Annotated in this window: 15 protein-coding genes and 1 riboswitch; of the genes, 9 read left to right on the plus strand and 6 right to left on the minus strand. The window is 43.8% G+C overall.

Annotated elements, in window-relative coordinates; translation table 11 throughout:
* The first annotated feature begins 319 nt into the window (after positions 1 to 319).
* Positions 320 to 403, plus strand: a riboswitch (cyclic di-GMP riboswitch).
* 27 nt (positions 404 to 430) lie between these two features.
* The 7 genes from ACHZC4_RS07510 (at position 431) to ACHZC4_RS07540 (ending at position 7035) form a co-directional block, all read left to right on the plus strand.
* Entirely contained in the window at positions 431 to 1045 is a 615-nt protein-coding gene (locus ACHZC4_RS07510) for a hypothetical protein (RefSeq protein ID WP_394753214.1), read from the plus strand.
* A 324-nt stretch (positions 1046 to 1369) separates the two neighbouring features.
* Complete coding sequence (locus ACHZC4_RS07515; protein ID WP_394753215.1) at positions 1370 to 3031, plus strand: multicopper oxidase domain-containing protein; 1662 nt, start codon at positions 1370 to 1372, stop codon at positions 3029 to 3031.
* A complete protein-coding gene (locus ACHZC4_RS07520) occupies positions 3028 to 3690 on the plus strand; it encodes a multicopper oxidase domain-containing protein (protein ID WP_394753216.1) in 663 nt (220 codons plus the stop codon). Before ACHZC4_RS07515 ends, ACHZC4_RS07520 begins: the two co-directional genes overlap by 4 nt.
* Positions 3691 to 3701: 11 nt before the next feature.
* Complete coding sequence (locus ACHZC4_RS07525; protein WP_394753217.1) at positions 3702 to 4307, plus strand: glutathione S-transferase; 606 nt, start codon at positions 3702 to 3704, stop codon at positions 4305 to 4307.
* A 108-nt stretch (positions 4308 to 4415) separates the two neighbouring features.
* Positions 4416 to 4643, plus strand: a complete 228-nt coding sequence (locus tag ACHZC4_RS07530; RefSeq protein WP_394753218.1) for a DUF433 domain-containing protein — start codon at positions 4416 to 4418, stop codon at positions 4641 to 4643.
* Positions 4640 to 4801, plus strand: coding sequence for a DUF5615 family PIN-like protein (locus tag ACHZC4_RS07535; protein ID WP_394753219.1), 162 nt, complete (start codon positions 4640 to 4642; stop codon positions 4799 to 4801). The genes ACHZC4_RS07530 and ACHZC4_RS07535 overlap by 4 nt, the downstream gene beginning before the upstream one ends.
* A gap of 743 nt (positions 4802 to 5544) precedes the next feature.
* Positions 5545 to 7035, plus strand: coding sequence for a cytochrome-c peroxidase (locus ACHZC4_RS07540; protein ID WP_394753220.1), 1491 nt, complete (start codon positions 5545 to 5547; stop codon positions 7033 to 7035).
* 210 nt (positions 7036 to 7245) lie between these two features.
* Here the strand turns inward: ACHZC4_RS07540 and eutC are convergent, their stop codons facing one another.
* The 3 genes from eutC to ACHZC4_RS07555 all read right to left on the minus strand — a co-directional run bounded on the left by eutC (position 7246) and on the right by ACHZC4_RS07555 (position 10802).
* Positions 7246 to 8052, minus strand: coding sequence for an ethanolamine ammonia-lyase subunit EutC (eutC, locus tag ACHZC4_RS07545; protein WP_394753221.1), 807 nt, complete (start codon positions 8050 to 8052; stop codon positions 7246 to 7248).
* Positions 8030 to 9445, minus strand: a complete 1416-nt coding sequence (locus ACHZC4_RS07550; protein ID WP_394753222.1) for an ethanolamine ammonia-lyase subunit EutB — start codon at positions 9443 to 9445, stop codon at positions 8030 to 8032. The genes eutC and ACHZC4_RS07550 overlap by 23 nt, the downstream gene beginning before the upstream one ends.
* Before the next feature lie 106 nt (positions 9446 to 9551).
* Positions 9552 to 10802 carry an EAL domain-containing protein gene (locus ACHZC4_RS07555; RefSeq protein WP_394753223.1) on the minus strand — a complete coding sequence of 417 codons (1251 nt, stop codon included), beginning with the start codon at positions 10800 to 10802 and terminating at the stop codon, positions 9552 to 9554.
* A gap of 282 nt (positions 10803 to 11084) precedes the next feature.
* Here ACHZC4_RS07555 and ACHZC4_RS07560 point away from each other — a divergent pair, with 282 nt between their 5' ends.
* Positions 11085 to 11462 (plus strand): YajD family HNH nuclease, encoded by a 378-nt coding sequence (locus ACHZC4_RS07560; protein WP_394753224.1) that lies wholly within the window; start codon positions 11085 to 11087, stop codon positions 11460 to 11462.
* Between the two features lie 8 nt (positions 11463 to 11470).
* Here the strand turns inward: ACHZC4_RS07560 and rnhA are convergent, their stop codons facing one another.
* Both rnhA and ACHZC4_RS07570 read right to left on the minus strand, forming a co-directional pair.
* Entirely contained in the window at positions 11471 to 11923 is a 453-nt protein-coding gene (gene rnhA / locus ACHZC4_RS07565) for a ribonuclease HI (RefSeq protein ID WP_394753225.1), read from the minus strand.
* Entirely contained in the window at positions 11923 to 12630 is a 708-nt protein-coding gene (locus tag ACHZC4_RS07570) for a class I SAM-dependent methyltransferase (RefSeq protein ID WP_394753226.1), read from the minus strand. The genes rnhA and ACHZC4_RS07570 overlap by 1 nt, the downstream gene beginning before the upstream one ends.
* 99 nt (positions 12631 to 12729) lie before the next feature.
* Between ACHZC4_RS07570 and ACHZC4_RS07575 the strand changes: the two genes are divergently transcribed.
* Positions 12730 to 14676, plus strand: a complete 1947-nt coding sequence (locus tag ACHZC4_RS07575; protein WP_394753227.1) for a LysM peptidoglycan-binding domain-containing protein — start codon at positions 12730 to 12732, stop codon at positions 14674 to 14676.
* Between the two features lie 87 nt (positions 14677 to 14763).
* Here ACHZC4_RS07575 and ACHZC4_RS07580 read toward each other — a convergent pair whose 3' ends face one another.
* Entirely contained in the window at positions 14764 to 15300 is a 537-nt protein-coding gene (locus ACHZC4_RS07580; RefSeq protein ID WP_394753228.1) for a DUF2780 domain-containing protein, read from the minus strand.
* Positions 15301 to 15303: the final 3 nt, after the last annotated feature.

Below are 15303 nucleotides of genomic sequence, written 5' to 3' on the forward strand. Positions count from 1 at the left end.
GAGAGCCTTGTCGAACCATGTGCGGCACACCGTACACCCTTCGACAAGCTCAGGCCGAACGGTGTGCCTTATTGAGTGTCCCGTCTTATGTGTGTAGCCATGTTCTTAAACTTAGCCGAAGGACTTGCCATACGCTTCAACTTCCCCGCATCCCAATCTTTTCTCTTATAACGGTTGTATTTGTTTTACACAGGGTTGTCGTCAAGATAGTTTTCAATGATTTTTTTTGAGCTGGAATTAAAATAATAAGCCATTGTTTATATTGCAATAAATAAATTGGCATGACTGTTGCTTTATCTGGAATGTGTAAGCTAAAAATAAAGCTTGTCGTCATACCTGTTGCGAAACAGGGACGAAAAATTACAGATCTCTGTTTTAATTAAGAGATGGCTGAATTACATTCCATTCAAAGACTAATGAGGGTGTCATCATGAAAATTAACAAAAGCGACCTTATTAAAAAACTGTTATTTAGCGCGTTATGGATAACTTCTGCCAGTGCACATGCAGTGCCATTGTTACAATTCGATAATCTTACCGGTTTAGAAAGTAATATTTACGCGGATTATAAAAATACTAATGTTAGTCCATCTGATCATGATACGGACATAACCAGATCATCTACTGCCTATTTGGGAGGCGTTTTATCGCTACATTCTTCTATATCACTGGATGAATTATTCCCCAATACTCATCATTCTTTAAAAGATAATCTATACGCTTTCCTGGTTTTTGATGCAGGCTATTTCAGTAATCCTAGTAATATTGTAAAAAATTTCGATACCGAAGTGACGAGTAGCACGGTAGACGGTCAAATAAAAACCCGGGAGCTTGGAGAGGCCGACTCTCTTGCATGGATACATTTTGATCTTGCGGCAGTAGAAACGACTATTCAAGAGCAAGCTAAACACGATAATTTATCCACAGCCCCAGAAAATAATTCCGACTCTCATGACGCCAGTTGGAAGCAGTTGGGTAAATCTGTACCGGAAACTTTTACTTGCTGGTTGCTAAATACAGGATTATTAGAAGGGTTATTTGCGTAAAAAATTTAAAATTAATATTTTAAGTTTCCCATTAAAATGGACAATAATTTTGTATAAAAAACGCCAGCTTTTGCTGGCGTTTTGCTGTTATTTCTTCATGATTACTCGGTGTTTTTACGCCAATAGCGAACAAGCCTCAAGGTAAACATTGATAAACGCGGATAACTGCTTTAACATCAAGGCTACGTTAAATATTAAGCTGCTAGTTTTCTAAAACTCTTCGAAGTAGGAACCTTTTGCGTTCTAGTTATAGTCTTAGCCATTATGGCGTACCTAACAAAGCCCTGTTAGCAACGCTTTAATTACCCCACTTTATCCAGGTTTATGTCCAAAAAACTTCTTGCTGTACTGATTTTATTTTTTTGCTTACTTGTCGTTGCCGTTGTGCAATTACTGCCCAGTTTTGAACAAAAAGCCGGTGTTACTGCGCCCGCCACTTTAGCGAATGGTTCGGTAGATACCAGCGATATGGAAAAACCCTGTTCCAACGAAAACCCAGAGTGGCGGCAAGCACAAGTGATTGATGGTGTTGAAATTGAAGCTTCGCCTGCCTGTGAGCCTGATAATCCTTACGATATTGCAGCGTCCGTAAAAGGCACTAATAATATTTCCATGGGTACGCTGATGCAAACGCGACTAGCACAAGATGCCGTGGTGATGGGGGAAGATATCGATAAAGACGGCGACCCTGATATTATCGACATTAAGCTTGAAATCATGGAGCTAAATGGCGGTAGTCCGGATGGTAACTATTTAATCAACACTTTCGATATTGCCCCCGGCATCCAGCCTGGTCTTTGGGTATTTGCGCCCAAATCCCAAGGCATGGGAGTGAAAAGCTTTACCACCTTTGCGGCCAACCCGTTATTGCGTGCGCCATCACCGACTATTCGTGTGGAACAGGGCGATAAGGTGACAATTACCCTGGAAAACACCCATTACTTGCCGCACACTATTCATTTGCATGGTGTTGATCATCCTTGGCACAATTCAAAGGGTGATGATAATGACGGCATGGAAGAGCATCCGGTTTTTCCTGGCCAAAACCACACCTATGAGATACAGCCACGCCATACCGGTACCATGTTTTACCATTGCCATGTACAAACTGCACGCCACATGCTGATGGGCTTAAGTGGCATGTTTGTTATCGAAGAAAATAAGCCTAATAATTGGGTGCAAACCTTTAATGTGGGGGCAGGGCAGGTGCGTCACCGTTCTGTCGCTACCAAACAAGCCTTTACTCAGGAATACGATCTGTTCTATCAGTCGCTGGATAAAAAGCTTACCCAGTTGGTGCAGGAATACGGTGATCCGAGGTTGATAGCCAATAAAATGACCCGTGATTACAATATGACTGAATCATTTGAAAATTACTTCATGCTGAATGGCCATTCATTTCCGTACACGCTACGCGACAGCATGATTATTGCCGGTGATAACGAAAACATAAAATTGCGCGTTGCCAACGCCCAACGTTCGTCAGTGGCGTTGCACATCCATGGTCATAAAGCCACTATCACCGCCTACGATGGCGTTGAACAACCTGTAGCGCAGCAAATTACCCGCGATGTATTTGATATCGCCCCCGCACAGCGCATGGATTTGCAACTGCAAACCCTAAACGATGGTTTACACAGTTACGGACCAGGTTTATGGATGTTCCATGATCATGTGCCTACCGGCACGATGAGTGATGGCATGGAACCGGGCGGGAATATGGCTATTCTGGCGTATAAACCCTTGGTGGATGAGCAAGGTATGCCCAAAATGCACGATGAGATGCTTAACCAGTTATTTAATAAAAAGTACTATTCCAAACAACAATCGCTTTGGGATACCGGTGAGTTTTCGCAGTTATTGGGTGAGGCGGGTATTTTTGAAATCAGTATGGTACGTCTGGCGTTGTTTGGTTTGGCGGTCGGGTTAATTATTGGCCTGCTTATTTTTATGAGTGTGGCTTACAAAGGAAAAAACAGATCATGACCATAAAATCCTTTTTGATATTAGCCTTACTATTGTTGGGCAATAGCCAATTAACATCCGCCATGACCATGAACCACGATGGCATGTACATGGATGAAAAAAGCATGATTATGAATGCTAATGAAAACAACCTGCCCAAGGATTGCCCGAAAATTTCAGAGAACGTTAATTTAACGATTCGTGCAGGCCATAAACACGCGACAAAGTTTAATGGCAAGATGTTTGCGTTTGACCAACAGGAATGGAACGTTAAGCCCTGTGCCAAAATTAATATTACTTTTATTAATGACGATCAAATTCGTCATCAGTTAATGGTGCATGGCTTGCCGGGTTATTTATATCCGCACGGCATGTTTCATTTGGAGCTTTACGGCCAAGGCCAATTAACCGCTTCGTTGATAGTCCCCAGCATGAAAAAAACTTATCTGGTGCATTGTGAGATACCCCAGCACATGGAAAAAGGTATGAAGGCGCAATTGAAAGTCGACGGCGGCGATGTGGATATTCCCAGCATTCCAGGGATTAGTGCATCGGTAAGAGAAGATGTCTATCCGGTACGTTGGACAAATTCAACGTGGATTATTTTGGCTACCTGCATAGTGTTGGGTTGTCTGTTGCCATTGTTGGTTTTTTGGATGACACGTAAAGAGCAAGTTTAAAAACCTCCTGTATGACGAATGATTTGCCTGTTCTGTACAGTTTTCGCCGGTGTCCTTATGCTATCAGAGCCCGGTTAGCCATCGCTTATTCCAAGGTTGCTGTGGAAATAAGGGAGGTTGATTTAAAGCATAAACCTGAGCAAATGTTAGTGATATCACCTAAAGGGACGGTGCCGGTTTTGCATCTGCCAAATGGCAAGGTGTTAGAGGAAAGTTTGCATATTATGTGCTGGGCTTTATTGCAACATGACCCTGATAACTGGCAGATTTTGGATGCTGAATCGGAAAGCTTGATTCAATGGAATGATGGGGAATTTAAGTATTATCTGGATCGCTATAAATACGCTGACCGCTACCCCGAATATTCGGAAGATTATTATCGAAAGCAGGCAGAAATTTTTTTGGCTGAATTAGAAGTAAGGCTTAGCCATAGTAAATATTTAGCGGGTAGTCATTTTTCGCTGGTAGATGCGGCTATTTTTCCTTTTATAAGACAGCTTGCCTCGGTAAACAGCCAATGGTTTGAGGCTTCGGATTACAAACGCTTAAATCAATGGTTAACTGAGTTAGTGACATCGGATTTGTTTGCTTCAGTAATGATAAAACAATCTGTGTGAAAAGTTTAGGCGCATTGAGAGCGATTCTTCGCTTTATAGAGGCTGGCAAGTAACCCCATATAAGCTCCAAGACTTATTAAAGTAGTGATTTAAATTAAACTAGGGGTCATGATTTTGAACTTAGAGACAAGAATTACACATAATCCGCTCCAATGTGGTGGAAAACCATGCATTCGCAGTATGAGAATTCGTGTCAGTGATATTTTGCAAATGTTGGGTGAAGGTGTAAGTATTGAAGAAATTTTACAAGATTTCCCTGATTTAGAATTGTTAGATATCCAGGCGTGTTTGCTGTATGCTGCCCGACGCGCAAATTTGGAACGCTTGGTTGCATGATCTATTGGGTTGATGCCCAGCTTCCGCCACAGTTAGCAAAGTGGCTTACTCAGACGTTTAAAGTGGAAGCTTATGCCTTACGTGATCTGGGTTTGCGAGATGCAGAAGATGCGTGTATTTTTCAAAAAGCACCTAATGCTGTGTCCAAATTTACTTGACTATTACACATCCTATGCGTAGCGGATCTTATGGCCTTAATTAACCTTCAGCCCAATAGGATTTCTATTTACTTTCCTGCACCACCCTCTCCGCTACAAAGCCGTATCAGCAAACAACACTTCAATTTATTGAACCAACTTCCTTGAAATTCCCACAAGCGTTAGCAGATAAATTATCGAGCTCTCTCGCCTTAGCAATATCATGTCGACTTATTGTACGAAGATATTGAGGATATGCACTGGCTTAATCTTCGGTATGTAAAAAATTATTGTCATAATATTTTACATAGATAAAACTTAAATCATTGGTTTTTTAAAATTAGATATTGAAGCTAACAACTGCAACGAGGGAAATGAAAATAAAGAAATTTATGCAGATGATAAGGTATTGATAATGTATGGTTAAATTAATAAAAAATAAAGCCTTTTATATCAATATGTAAAATAATTATTTTTAGTAAGGTGTAAATAAATAAGACAAAATAACACTTAATTTAAAAAAATGATGCAGTTGCATCATTTACATGCCTAACGCCTATGATAATCTTGTGTTGTATTTTTTATAAAAATTATAAAAATGCAAATTGTAAAATTTATTTTATGTATATAAAAACTATAACATCAATGGGCTCAGGTTCGATTGATAGGGTGCTGTTCCATTGCGATTTCAATGGAGACCGGCCTATTTGATTATAACTTTATGAAATATAGCCTTTTATAGAAAACCTTGCCGGAGAAATAACATGGGCAGCAAGCGAAATTCACAATGGATGGCCAGCCTTGATACAGGTGCTAACCGCGAATTAAAAAAACGACAGGCAACAATCATCATGAAGTTAAAGACAAGGGTGTTGCTCGCCGCGTCCGTTGCGGCGATGCCACTATTACTTTGGTCTGGAGGCGCTGCCGCGCTTACGCCTTTAGAATTGCTGGGAAAGAATGTCTTTTTTGATAAGATTTCCACCCCAGAGGATCAGCAGTCTTGTGCCTCATGCCACGATCCCGCAAAAGGCTGGATTCTACCGGATTCCGCCATTAACAAGACTACAGTGGTGGCGCCGGGCGCCAAGCCGAAGAGACTTGGCAGCATTAAGCCACCCTCTAACGCTTATGCAAGCTTCAGCCCCCCCTTTCGTCCTCTTGTTGGTGTTCCGTTTATACCGCCTTGGGAAGGTGGCAACTTCTGGGACGGTCGTGCAGAAGGCTGTGGTAAAGAGAATGGTCCCAATTGCCAGATTGGGATTTCTGGTACTTTCAGCGCTACGATCACACTGGCTGACCTAGGAACCCATACCGAATACGCAAAATTTCTTGGCCCTACGGCCGATCAGGCCTTAAACCCTTTCCCGAACCTTGTTGAGCAAAACATTAGAGTGAGGAGAGTTTGCCAAATCGTTAAAGACGCTAAGTATGGCTATTTGTATCAGCAGGCCTTTGGTGAACGCCTCGACTGCAAAGCACAACCGGCAAATAATCCGCCTTTCTTGACTAGTTACAAGCGTATTGCGGTGGCACTTGCGGCCTGGCAGTCTTCGGTTGACGTCAATTCGTTCAGCTCGAAGCGAGATGTGGCACTTAATAACGATGCAGATGGAAAGTTTCCTCTCGATGGTCTGACTGCTAAGGAAAATCTGGGTCATGATCTGTTTTATTCCACCTTCGGGCCGTTGGTTGGGAATGCTACGAAGCGGGCTCACTGCGTGGTATGTCACAATGGTGTCCCGCAGGATCAGGCAGCTGATCCTAGAGGAGAGACGCCGAAACAGCTTTATACGGACAACCGCTATCACCATATTGGCGTGCCTTACAATCGTGAAATCCCGGAGGACGGTACCAGGAATGCGGCACCTCTCGCCAAAGGCGCGAAACAAGGCCTGAAAGGCCACGTCAACGGTGTCGAGGCTGGGGAATTCAGAACCCCAACCTTGCGCAACGTGGCCAAGGCTCCCAACGGATTTGTAAAGGCCTATACCCACAATGGTTGGTTCAAGAGTCTGGAGAGCCTTGTGCATTTTTACAACACGCGTGACGTGTTAGTTAAATGTGAAGCTTTGGGTATCACTAACGCCACGGAAAAGCAGGCGTTGCAAAACAACTGCTGGCCTACAGCAGAGTTTACGAACCAGGCTGGGGTCGTTGTAGGGAACCTTGGTCTGACCAATGGTGAGGAGGCAGCACTCGTGGCCTATCTGAAAACGCTGACAGACACACACACGCCAACAAAACCTCGATAAGCCGCAGCGCGTGAATACACTAAACACAGCGAGGTAGGATTTGCCGACATTAGGAGGCGCATCGTTTGCGAACGGTGCGTTTTCCTCAGTTCGATAGGATATGCTGAACAAAAAGAAGCCCATCGTTCGCGTTACTTGGCCTTTACATCGCGGCATCAACGTTTGCTGGAAGCCATCAATTCAGCAGAACACCAAATAGCAACGCACTTTTTAATCCAAAAGAAAATTAGTTTGAGCATTTTGAAGATTATTCAGCACCGCGTCGGTAGTGCTGTCTTTTAAATTTACCCCCGAAAGCTGTAACTTTTCAGCTTCCTGAATCAAAAAAAGCACTTTAGCCAAAGCTTGCTGATAGCTCAGCCCGTTTAAATGGATATTGGAAATGCAATTGCGGTTAGCATCTGTACTAATACCGGCTTTAGCTTGATAAGTGAAGTAAATACCCATGCTGTCCGGCGAACTTAAGCCAGGGCGTTCGCCGATCAGAACAATGCACAATCTGGCCGCAAAATGTTCTGCAATGGCATCGCCTATGGCTACCCGCCCGTGCTTTACCAGACAAATCGGTGCCAGCTTGTAGTCTTGGGATTGTAATTCAGGTAGTAAACCCTCCAAAAAAGCCACGGCATGCTGTTCAATAGCTTTTGATGACAAGCCATCAACTACCGTAATCACCACATCGGTCTTGATATCAGAATACGGTTGCAAGCTACCAATGGCAGCACGGCTAAGCACACGCCCTAAATCAGGACGCTGCAAGTACATCGCCTGATTTTCCGCTTGGGTTGGTAAGGTCAGGATTTGATGGCCTAACGCAGATATTTTGTGAGCGAGGCTAATAAAATCTAACGGAATATTAACCGCATCACGGGCTAAGGCATGTGCCAGTTGAAATTCCAGACAGGCGCGGGTAGGCAAGCTCATGCCAGCATGACCTAGAGCAATCCGTGCCGGAGTAAATTGCGTGAGGCTATGCCAAGGGTCTGGCAGGGTATCAGGTGGTATATCGTTGGCCATTCCCATGCCCCGTCAGTTTTTCTAATGCTGCTGTAAATACGGCGGGAATTCCGCGTTGGCTTTGCAATTGATTGTCGGCAGTAAAAATATGGTGCTGTTGCAGCCATTGCTCAAACTCCGGCGCTGGCCTCAAGCCCAGTAATTGCCGTACATAAAGCGCATCATGAAACGAAGTTGATTGGTAATTCAGCATGACATCATCAGCACCCGGAACGCCCATAATAAACGTACCGCCCGCCGTAGCAAACAGCGTTAATAGCATATCCATATCGTCTTGGTCGGCTTCGGCATGATTGGTATAGCAAATATCGCAACCCATTGGTAAACCTAATAATTTGCCGCAAAAATGGTCTTCAAGGCCAGCACGGATAATTTGTTTGCCATCGTATAGATATTCAGGACCGATAAAACCGACCACAGTATTGACCAATAATGGTTTAAATTTTCTTGCGACTGCGTAAGCGCGGGCTTCACAGGTTTGCTGATCCAAGCCTTCATGGGCATTGGCAGATAATGCACTGCCTTGTCCGGTCTCAAAATACATGCAGTTATCGCCCAGCGTACCGCGTTTCAGTTGCAGTGCCGCTTGCCGCGCTTCATCCAACAAAGCCAGATTAATGCCAAAGCTTTGATTAGCTTTTTGCGTACCGGCAATAGACTGAAATACCAAGTCCACTGGCGCACCTTGTTGAATGGCCTGTAGTGTAGTCGTCACATGCGCTAATACACAGGCTTGGGTCGGAATTTGGTAGCGTTCGATAACATCATGCAGCATGTATAACAGCCGGGAAGTCGCTTGCAGATTGTCGGTGGCGGGATTAATGCCAATGACGGCATCGCCACTGCCGTACAGTAAACCGTCTAGCAAGCTGGCAGCGACACCGGCAATATTGTCGGTGGGATGGTTGGGTTGTAAGCGTGTGGATAAACGCTTTTCCAAACCAATCGTGCCGCGAAAGCGGGTAATCACGCGGCATTTTTTGGCCACCAGAATCAAATCTTGAAGGCGCATTATTTTGGACACGGCTGCAACCATTTCTGGTGTCAAGCCAGGGGCTAAGGCTGTCAACACTTCGGTAGTGGCTTGCTCGGATAGCAGCCAGTTGCGGAAATCACCGACGGTTAAATGGCTGGCAGGTGCAAATGCTGCGTTGTCGTGGCCATCGATAATTAAACGGGTGATTTCATCCTGTTCGTAAGGCACTAGCGCTTCATTGAGGAATTGTTTAAGCGGCACATCGGCAAGCACCCACTGTGCGGCCACCCGTTCAAGATGATTGGCCGCCGCCACGCCAGCCAAAAAATCCCCGGAACGTGCGGGTGTTGCTTTGGCCATCAGGTTACGCAGGGTTTTAAAGTCGTAATTTAAAGTTGCCGTGCGGATTTTATACATGGTTGATTTATCCAAAGAATCGGAATATTCAAAATAACATTATATTATGACAGTTTTGCTATAGCTGCTTGGCCATGCACGCCAATCCCAGGCTTTTGTTGCAAACTCATCCGTTTTGCAAAGGATCAAATAACAATTCCGGTCTGCCCGTTAAAAATCCTTGCGCGTAATCCACACCCAGTTGCTTTATTTTTTCCAGTTGTTGCGGGGTTTCAATATACTCAGCAATGGTTTTTTTATTAAACAGTTTTGCTGCCGAAGTAATAAAGTTAACGACCAGTTCGCAGTACGGATCAGTCAGCACGTTATTAATAAACGCGCCGTCTATCTTCATGAAATCGACGTTAAACTTGGGTAAATTAGCCAGATTGCTGGATCCCATGCCAATATCATCCAACGCCAGTTGGCAGCCTAATTGTTTTAAGCTGTGCATAAACTGTATGGCTTGCGGATAATCGCGATCAATCACCGTTTCGGTAATTTCAAAGCACACTTGTTCAGGATTGACGCCGTACTTTTTAAACGTATGTTTGACGATATCTAAAAATGGCGGAAAGCGCACCGTAAACCCCGAAATATTGAGGGAATAAATCATATCTGTGGGTTTTTGTTGCTGCATAAAGCGACAAAATTGCTGGACAACATATAAATCGATGTCACGTCCGACACGGAACAAATTGGCGGTTTTAACAAATTGGTAGTCGGAATTTACTTCGCCTTCCGGATCTTTATAGCGTACCAAGATTTCGGCTTTGCGTTCGCTAAGATTTTTATTCAGTGGCACTATGGGCTGTGCGTATAATAAAAAGGCATTGTTGATTAAGCCGTCTTTTAAAACCGGCACACGTTTTAGCGAATCATAATAGCTGTGAAAAATTGGCGCGTTATGGTCGATGACTTTAACCGCATTATTGCCGGTGCGCCTGGCTTGATACAACGCTTCGTCAACAGCAGTCAGGATTTTTTCTGGCACTCTATACTCCGGTGACAACGGAATAACGCCGGTAATTATTTTGGGATAATAGGGGTGTGGGCCTATGTGGATACATTTTTCCTCAAAAAAAGCCGCTAAATCTTCGGCAATCGCAACACTGGTTTTAACCGGTAGATTTACAATAATGGCGAAGCGATTCCAACTTAGTTTGCCCATATAAGAATCGGGTAAATGGCCAATTTTATTGAAAATGAGTGTTTGAATGGCGCTAATCAGTTCTTCTTCACCGGCCATGCCTTGCAGTAAGCTGGTTATTTGCAGGGTGTTGTTGATTTCTATGTAAATCAGGGTGTGGCAGATGTCGTTATTTTCGGAAAGTTTTTTAAGCGTTTCAATAACGAGAGGGCGGGTTAATAAATCCATTGGATTGCCTGTAGTATTTTATCATGGCTAAGAATAAGCAGTTTTTTCTATCAGCCTTTACAATCCAGTTAAGGTAAATCTTGTCCCTGTGTACTGATTAATGCATTTAATGCGCTGTTTATAGCGCAGCATTTCCTGATAGGGCTAGTGTATCGGTATTTGCTTGTTTTGAGAAATTGCAGATTATTTTAGGTGTTAGTAAGCAGCTTAGTGCTGTTGACCGCTTTTCGCAGGGATAGTTTTTCTGCTAAACTCAAATTTTTAATAGCCAATTTTTTCTCCATGACCCTCAAAAAAACACCAATCAATAAAGATAAGCTTGATCAAATCGTGACAGATGCCAGGCGCAATCAGGAATTAAGAGAACAATCTTATCGCGGTCAGGCGCTTAAGCTGTATCCTTGGGTATGTGGGCGTTGCGCGCGGGAGTTTGATCATAAAACCTTGACTGAGCTGACCGTGCATCACAAAGATCATAATCATGATAATAATCCATCTGATGGCAGCAATTGGGAGTTGTTATGTTTGTATTGCCATGATAACGAGCATTCCAAATACGAAGAAATGCGTTTTGATACCGGTAAAGCTAAAGCGTCATCAATTAATACAACGCATAGTCCGTTTGCCAATTTGAAGTCGATGCTGGATAACAAAAAATGAACGTGGCTTTACTTTAAGGTGTCCTTGGGCAGCGCATCAATGCCGTAATTGGCAAGCTCATCGGCTCTGTCATTGCCTTTGTCGCCTGAGTGGCCTTTTACCCATAGCCATTCAATGCTGTGGCGTTCTGTAGCTGCGTCTAATCTGCGCCATAAATCTTCGTTTTTGACCGCTGTTTTGGACGCTGTTTTCCAGCCTCTTTTTTTCCAATTGGGTAACCATTCGGTAATACCTTGCAGAACATATTTGGAATCAGTATTTAATTTGACGGCACAAGGTTTTTTGAGTGCTTCCAGGGCTTGAATGGCGGCCATTAATTCCATGCGGTTATTGGTGCTATCATAACTGCCGCCATATAATTCTTTGCTAGAATCTTTATAGGTTAATAAAACACCCCAGCCACCAGCACCTGGGTTACCACGGCACGCGCCGTCGGTATAAATGATAACCGGTTCGGTCATTATTCATCATCCTTTCGGAACAATATACTATTGACCAATGCCAAGCGCGGATTATAATTTTTAACCGGGGTTAAGGGGATAATGCTGTAGCGGCGTTTAACGGCTTTAATACCGTAAGCGGTGGCGAACAGCGAAGAGAAATTGCTTACATTTTTGCTGTGGGTGGATGTTACCGAATCAAAATTAAATTCAGCCAGCGATATCACTTCAAAGTTTAATAATTTTAACCAGTCTAAAATTCTGCCACGACTAATAAAATGTCCACGCCAGGAGTCGGCCAGTTGCTTATCCCATAAATACTGATATCTTATCCATAAGCTCCACGGATTAAAATTTAACACAACAAGCACGCCTTCCGGCTTTAAGATGCGCTCTATTTCGCGCATGGTTTGAAAACGTGATGGATCAAATTCCAACAGATGGGGCAATATAATCATATCGACACTGTCACATTGTAAGGGTAGATGGTGTGCGGTGGCGCGGATTTTGCGAGCGCCGCTGTAACCCAGGTTTTTGGTATCCACAATAGTGAAATTGCGATACAACTCGCAATCAATAAATTCATTTTCCCAACCTAATCCGCCTATTTGTAAAATAATTTGTTTGCAGCTGACAGTAATAGAACGTTGCAAATAATCAAGTTCAAGTTGCTTTTGCAGTTTGCCCCTGGGGGTCTGATACCAGGCAAATAGAAAGTTGCGTTTCATTAATTACTCTCGGTCATACATTATTAGGTTAATGATTTTTGCTAAAACTAGGACTATACTATAACAATGATTTTTTTGAATTTTACTTTGTAGGGTTAGATGATGTACTTCAATTCTAACAGGCTAAATGGCTGTTTATTCGTTTTAGCCTCTTTAATTACAGTTGGGTGCTCAGAAACCCCAAATGAACCGATTGTAATTGGAGGTGCGCCGGCGGGTGGTGCTTATCGCCCGGAGTTTGTATATAAGCCGTTAAATAAACCATATAACACTAATCTGGCCAAGATCAAGCACAAAGCTTATTCTGGCGCGCACGATACCGTATGGGGACGGATGTTATCGCTGTATGCTTTACCTGAAGTTAATAATGAGCGTGTCGACAGACAGTTAAACTGGTATTTGGATCATCCCGAATATATTGCCCGTATTCAAGAGCGTGCAGCGCCTTACATGCACCTTATTCTTGATGAAATTGAGGCAAAAAAACTTCCAGGTGAGTTAGCTTTGTTGCCTGTCGTTGAAAGCGCTTTCATCGCAGAAGCTTATTCGCGCAGTGATGCGTCTGGTCTTTGGCAGTTTATACCAGCCACAGGGCGACTTTTTGGTCTTAAACAAAACTCTTGGTACGACGGTCGTCGTGATGTCTATGCCTCCACCAAAGCAGCCACCAGCTTTTTGCAAGATTTAGGTGAAACCTTTGGTGGTGACTGGTGTTTGGCATTGGCATCTTATAATTTTGGCAAAGGCAACATTGGCAAGGCGATCGACAGAAATGAATATAACGGCAGGCCGACCGATTATTGGTCTCTAGACCTTCCGCAAGAAACTGAAGACTATGTGCCTCGATTGCTGGCCATTGCTAAATTATTTGCGAATGCCGAAAAATACAACGTTCCTTTGCAACGTATTCCCAATCAAGCCTATTGCGCTGTTGTTAACGTAGGTTCGCAGTTGGATTTGGATGTGGCCGCCGAAATGGCGGATATGCCGCTCAAAAGCTTTTTAAAGCTAAATCCTGGTTTTAAAAAGGAAAGTACCGCTCCAGAAGGCCCGCATCATTTGTTGTTGCCGATTACTCGGTTACAAAAGTTTAAAGAAAATCTCGCACAATTGCCCTATGAAGAACGCGTTGATCAGCGTAAGCATGAAGAAGAGCTTTTTGCCGAAAGGCAAAGACTTGCTGAACAGCAACGTGCCGACAGAGAGCGTCGTGAAGAGCAGATGCAGGCGCAAAGAGAGCGTCGTGAGGAACAGCAACAAGCGCAAAGAGAACGCCTTGAAGAACGGCGCGATGTGCAAAAAGAACGTCGTGAAGAGCTGTTAGCGCAAAGACAAAAAGACCAAGCAGTCTCTGAGCGTAAAAGACGTGATGCTGAATTACTGGCGCAAAGCCGACGCGAAAAGCAGGAAAAATATCAGCAGGTCGCTTTGCAAAAGCATAACGAAAGAAATGACACTGATCCCTCGTTTACTGCACGTTATAAAGTAAGAGCTGGCGAAACTTTGAGCACAATTGCCAGTCGACACCATCTGACAGTAAAAGCCCTGCGTCAGGCCAATCATTTGGCGGCTAATTCAGTCAATTCCGGCAGCTATTTGCATGTTCCACCCACAAAAAATACTGAGGTGGTCAGCGAAATTAAAAAGATTGCCAAAGAGGTTAAAGACAAACCCGACAATAACTCACGTTTTTATACGGTAAAAAAAGGCGATACTTTCTGGAATGTGTCACAACGATTTGCATTGACGCCTAAAACGCTGGCAGACTGGAATAATATGTCCACTAAAGGCGCGTTACGTTCCGGGCAAAGATTGGTGGTTAAAGGTGGCAGTAGCCACAGTCAACCGCCACAACAGCTGGCATCATCTTCAGCTACGCACTTGATTCGCTATACCGTTAAAAAAGGCGATACCTTGACGCAGATCTGCAAAAAATTTGGGGTGTCTGCTGGCGATTTGCGTAAATCTAATTCAGATTTGGGTAAAGGCTTACGCTCTGGGTTGAAGCTGAAAATTGTTACTGACGGCAGTCACCCGACAATATAACTAAAAGTTTAATAATTGACTTGAACCTGGATAAATTCGCGGTTCAAGTCGTGCTTGCTAAATTGGTAGCCCTAAATTTGTTTTTATCTATTGCCCTAATAATGCCGAACCCAGTGAGCCAGCTAAGCCACTGCCGCCTTTATTGGTGACATATTGAATCACAACTGGTATAAATTGTTGAACCATGCTCGGTGACATACCTTGTTGCTGAAAGGCTGAAGCCAATGCCAACATATTGCCACCAGAACCACCCCCCATACCGGCTAATCCTGCTAAACCGCCCAATGCGGAATGTTGCTGTAATACCGGAGCTGCGCCCAACAAAGTCCCCATCCCAGGTACAGCTTGTGACAATTTAGAAAAAGCACTGGCTTGCATCTGGCTTTTAGCAATTTGAAACAAAGCACCGGCACCGCCTTGCGCCTGAGTTTGTGAAACCCCCGTCTGTTGCATTAATAAGTCTGTAAGGCTGCCCGATGGCATAGCTTGTGCCTGCTGACCTTGTTGCATTATCTGGCCAACATTTTCTAGCCCCTGGTTAGGTTGCTGCTGCATTACCGGCGCGGTATTGCAGGCGGTTAATAAGGGAAAAATGAAGGGTAGTAAGATGATTTTGGTTTTCATAAT

It is taken from the genome of Crenothrix sp., from assembly GCF_043729335.1.
Taxonomy (GTDB): Bacteria; Pseudomonadota; Gammaproteobacteria; order Methylococcales; family Methylomonadaceae; genus Crenothrix.

Coding starts and splice junctions, on each gene's coding strand:
- ACHZC4_RS07535 (WP_394753219.1), top strand. CDS start 4,640: ATGATCTATTGGGTTGATGCCCAGCTTCCGCCACAGTTAGCAAAGTGG.
- ACHZC4_RS07540 (WP_394753220.1), top strand. CDS start 5,545: ATGGGCAGCAAGCGAAATTCACAATGGATGGCCAGCCTTGATACAGGT.
- ACHZC4_RS07580 (WP_394753228.1), bottom strand. CDS start 15,300: ATGAAAACCAAAATCATCTTACTACCCTTCATTTTTCCCTTATTAACC.
- ACHZC4_RS07555 (WP_394753223.1), bottom strand. CDS start 10,802: ATGGATTTATTAACCCGCCCTCTCGTTATTGAAACGCTTAAAAAACTT.
- ACHZC4_RS07525 (WP_394753217.1), top strand. CDS start 3,702: ATGACGAATGATTTGCCTGTTCTGTACAGTTTTCGCCGGTGTCCTTAT.
- ACHZC4_RS07550 (WP_394753222.1), bottom strand. CDS start 9,445: ATGTATAAAATCCGCACGGCAACTTTAAATTACGACTTTAAAACCCTG.
- ACHZC4_RS07530 (WP_394753218.1), top strand. CDS start 4,416: ATGATTTTGAACTTAGAGACAAGAATTACACATAATCCGCTCCAATGT.
- ACHZC4_RS07520 (WP_394753216.1), top strand. CDS start 3,028: ATGACCATAAAATCCTTTTTGATATTAGCCTTACTATTGTTGGGCAAT.
- rnhA (WP_394753225.1), bottom strand. CDS start 11,923: ATGACCGAACCGGTTATCATTTATACCGACGGCGCGTGCCGTGGTAAC.
- ACHZC4_RS07560 (WP_394753224.1), top strand. CDS start 11,085: ATGACCCTCAAAAAAACACCAATCAATAAAGATAAGCTTGATCAAATC.
- ACHZC4_RS07510 (WP_394753214.1), top strand. CDS start 431: ATGAAAATTAACAAAAGCGACCTTATTAAAAAACTGTTATTTAGCGCG.
- eutC (WP_394753221.1), bottom strand. CDS start 8,052: ATGGCCAACGATATACCACCTGATACCCTGCCAGACCCTTGGCATAGC.
- ACHZC4_RS07570 (WP_394753226.1), bottom strand. CDS start 12,630: ATGAAACGCAACTTTCTATTTGCCTGGTATCAGACCCCCAGGGGCAAA.
- ACHZC4_RS07515 (WP_394753215.1), top strand. CDS start 1,370: ATGTCCAAAAAACTTCTTGCTGTACTGATTTTATTTTTTTGCTTACTT.
- ACHZC4_RS07575 (WP_394753227.1), top strand. CDS start 12,730: ATGATGTACTTCAATTCTAACAGGCTAAATGGCTGTTTATTCGTTTTA.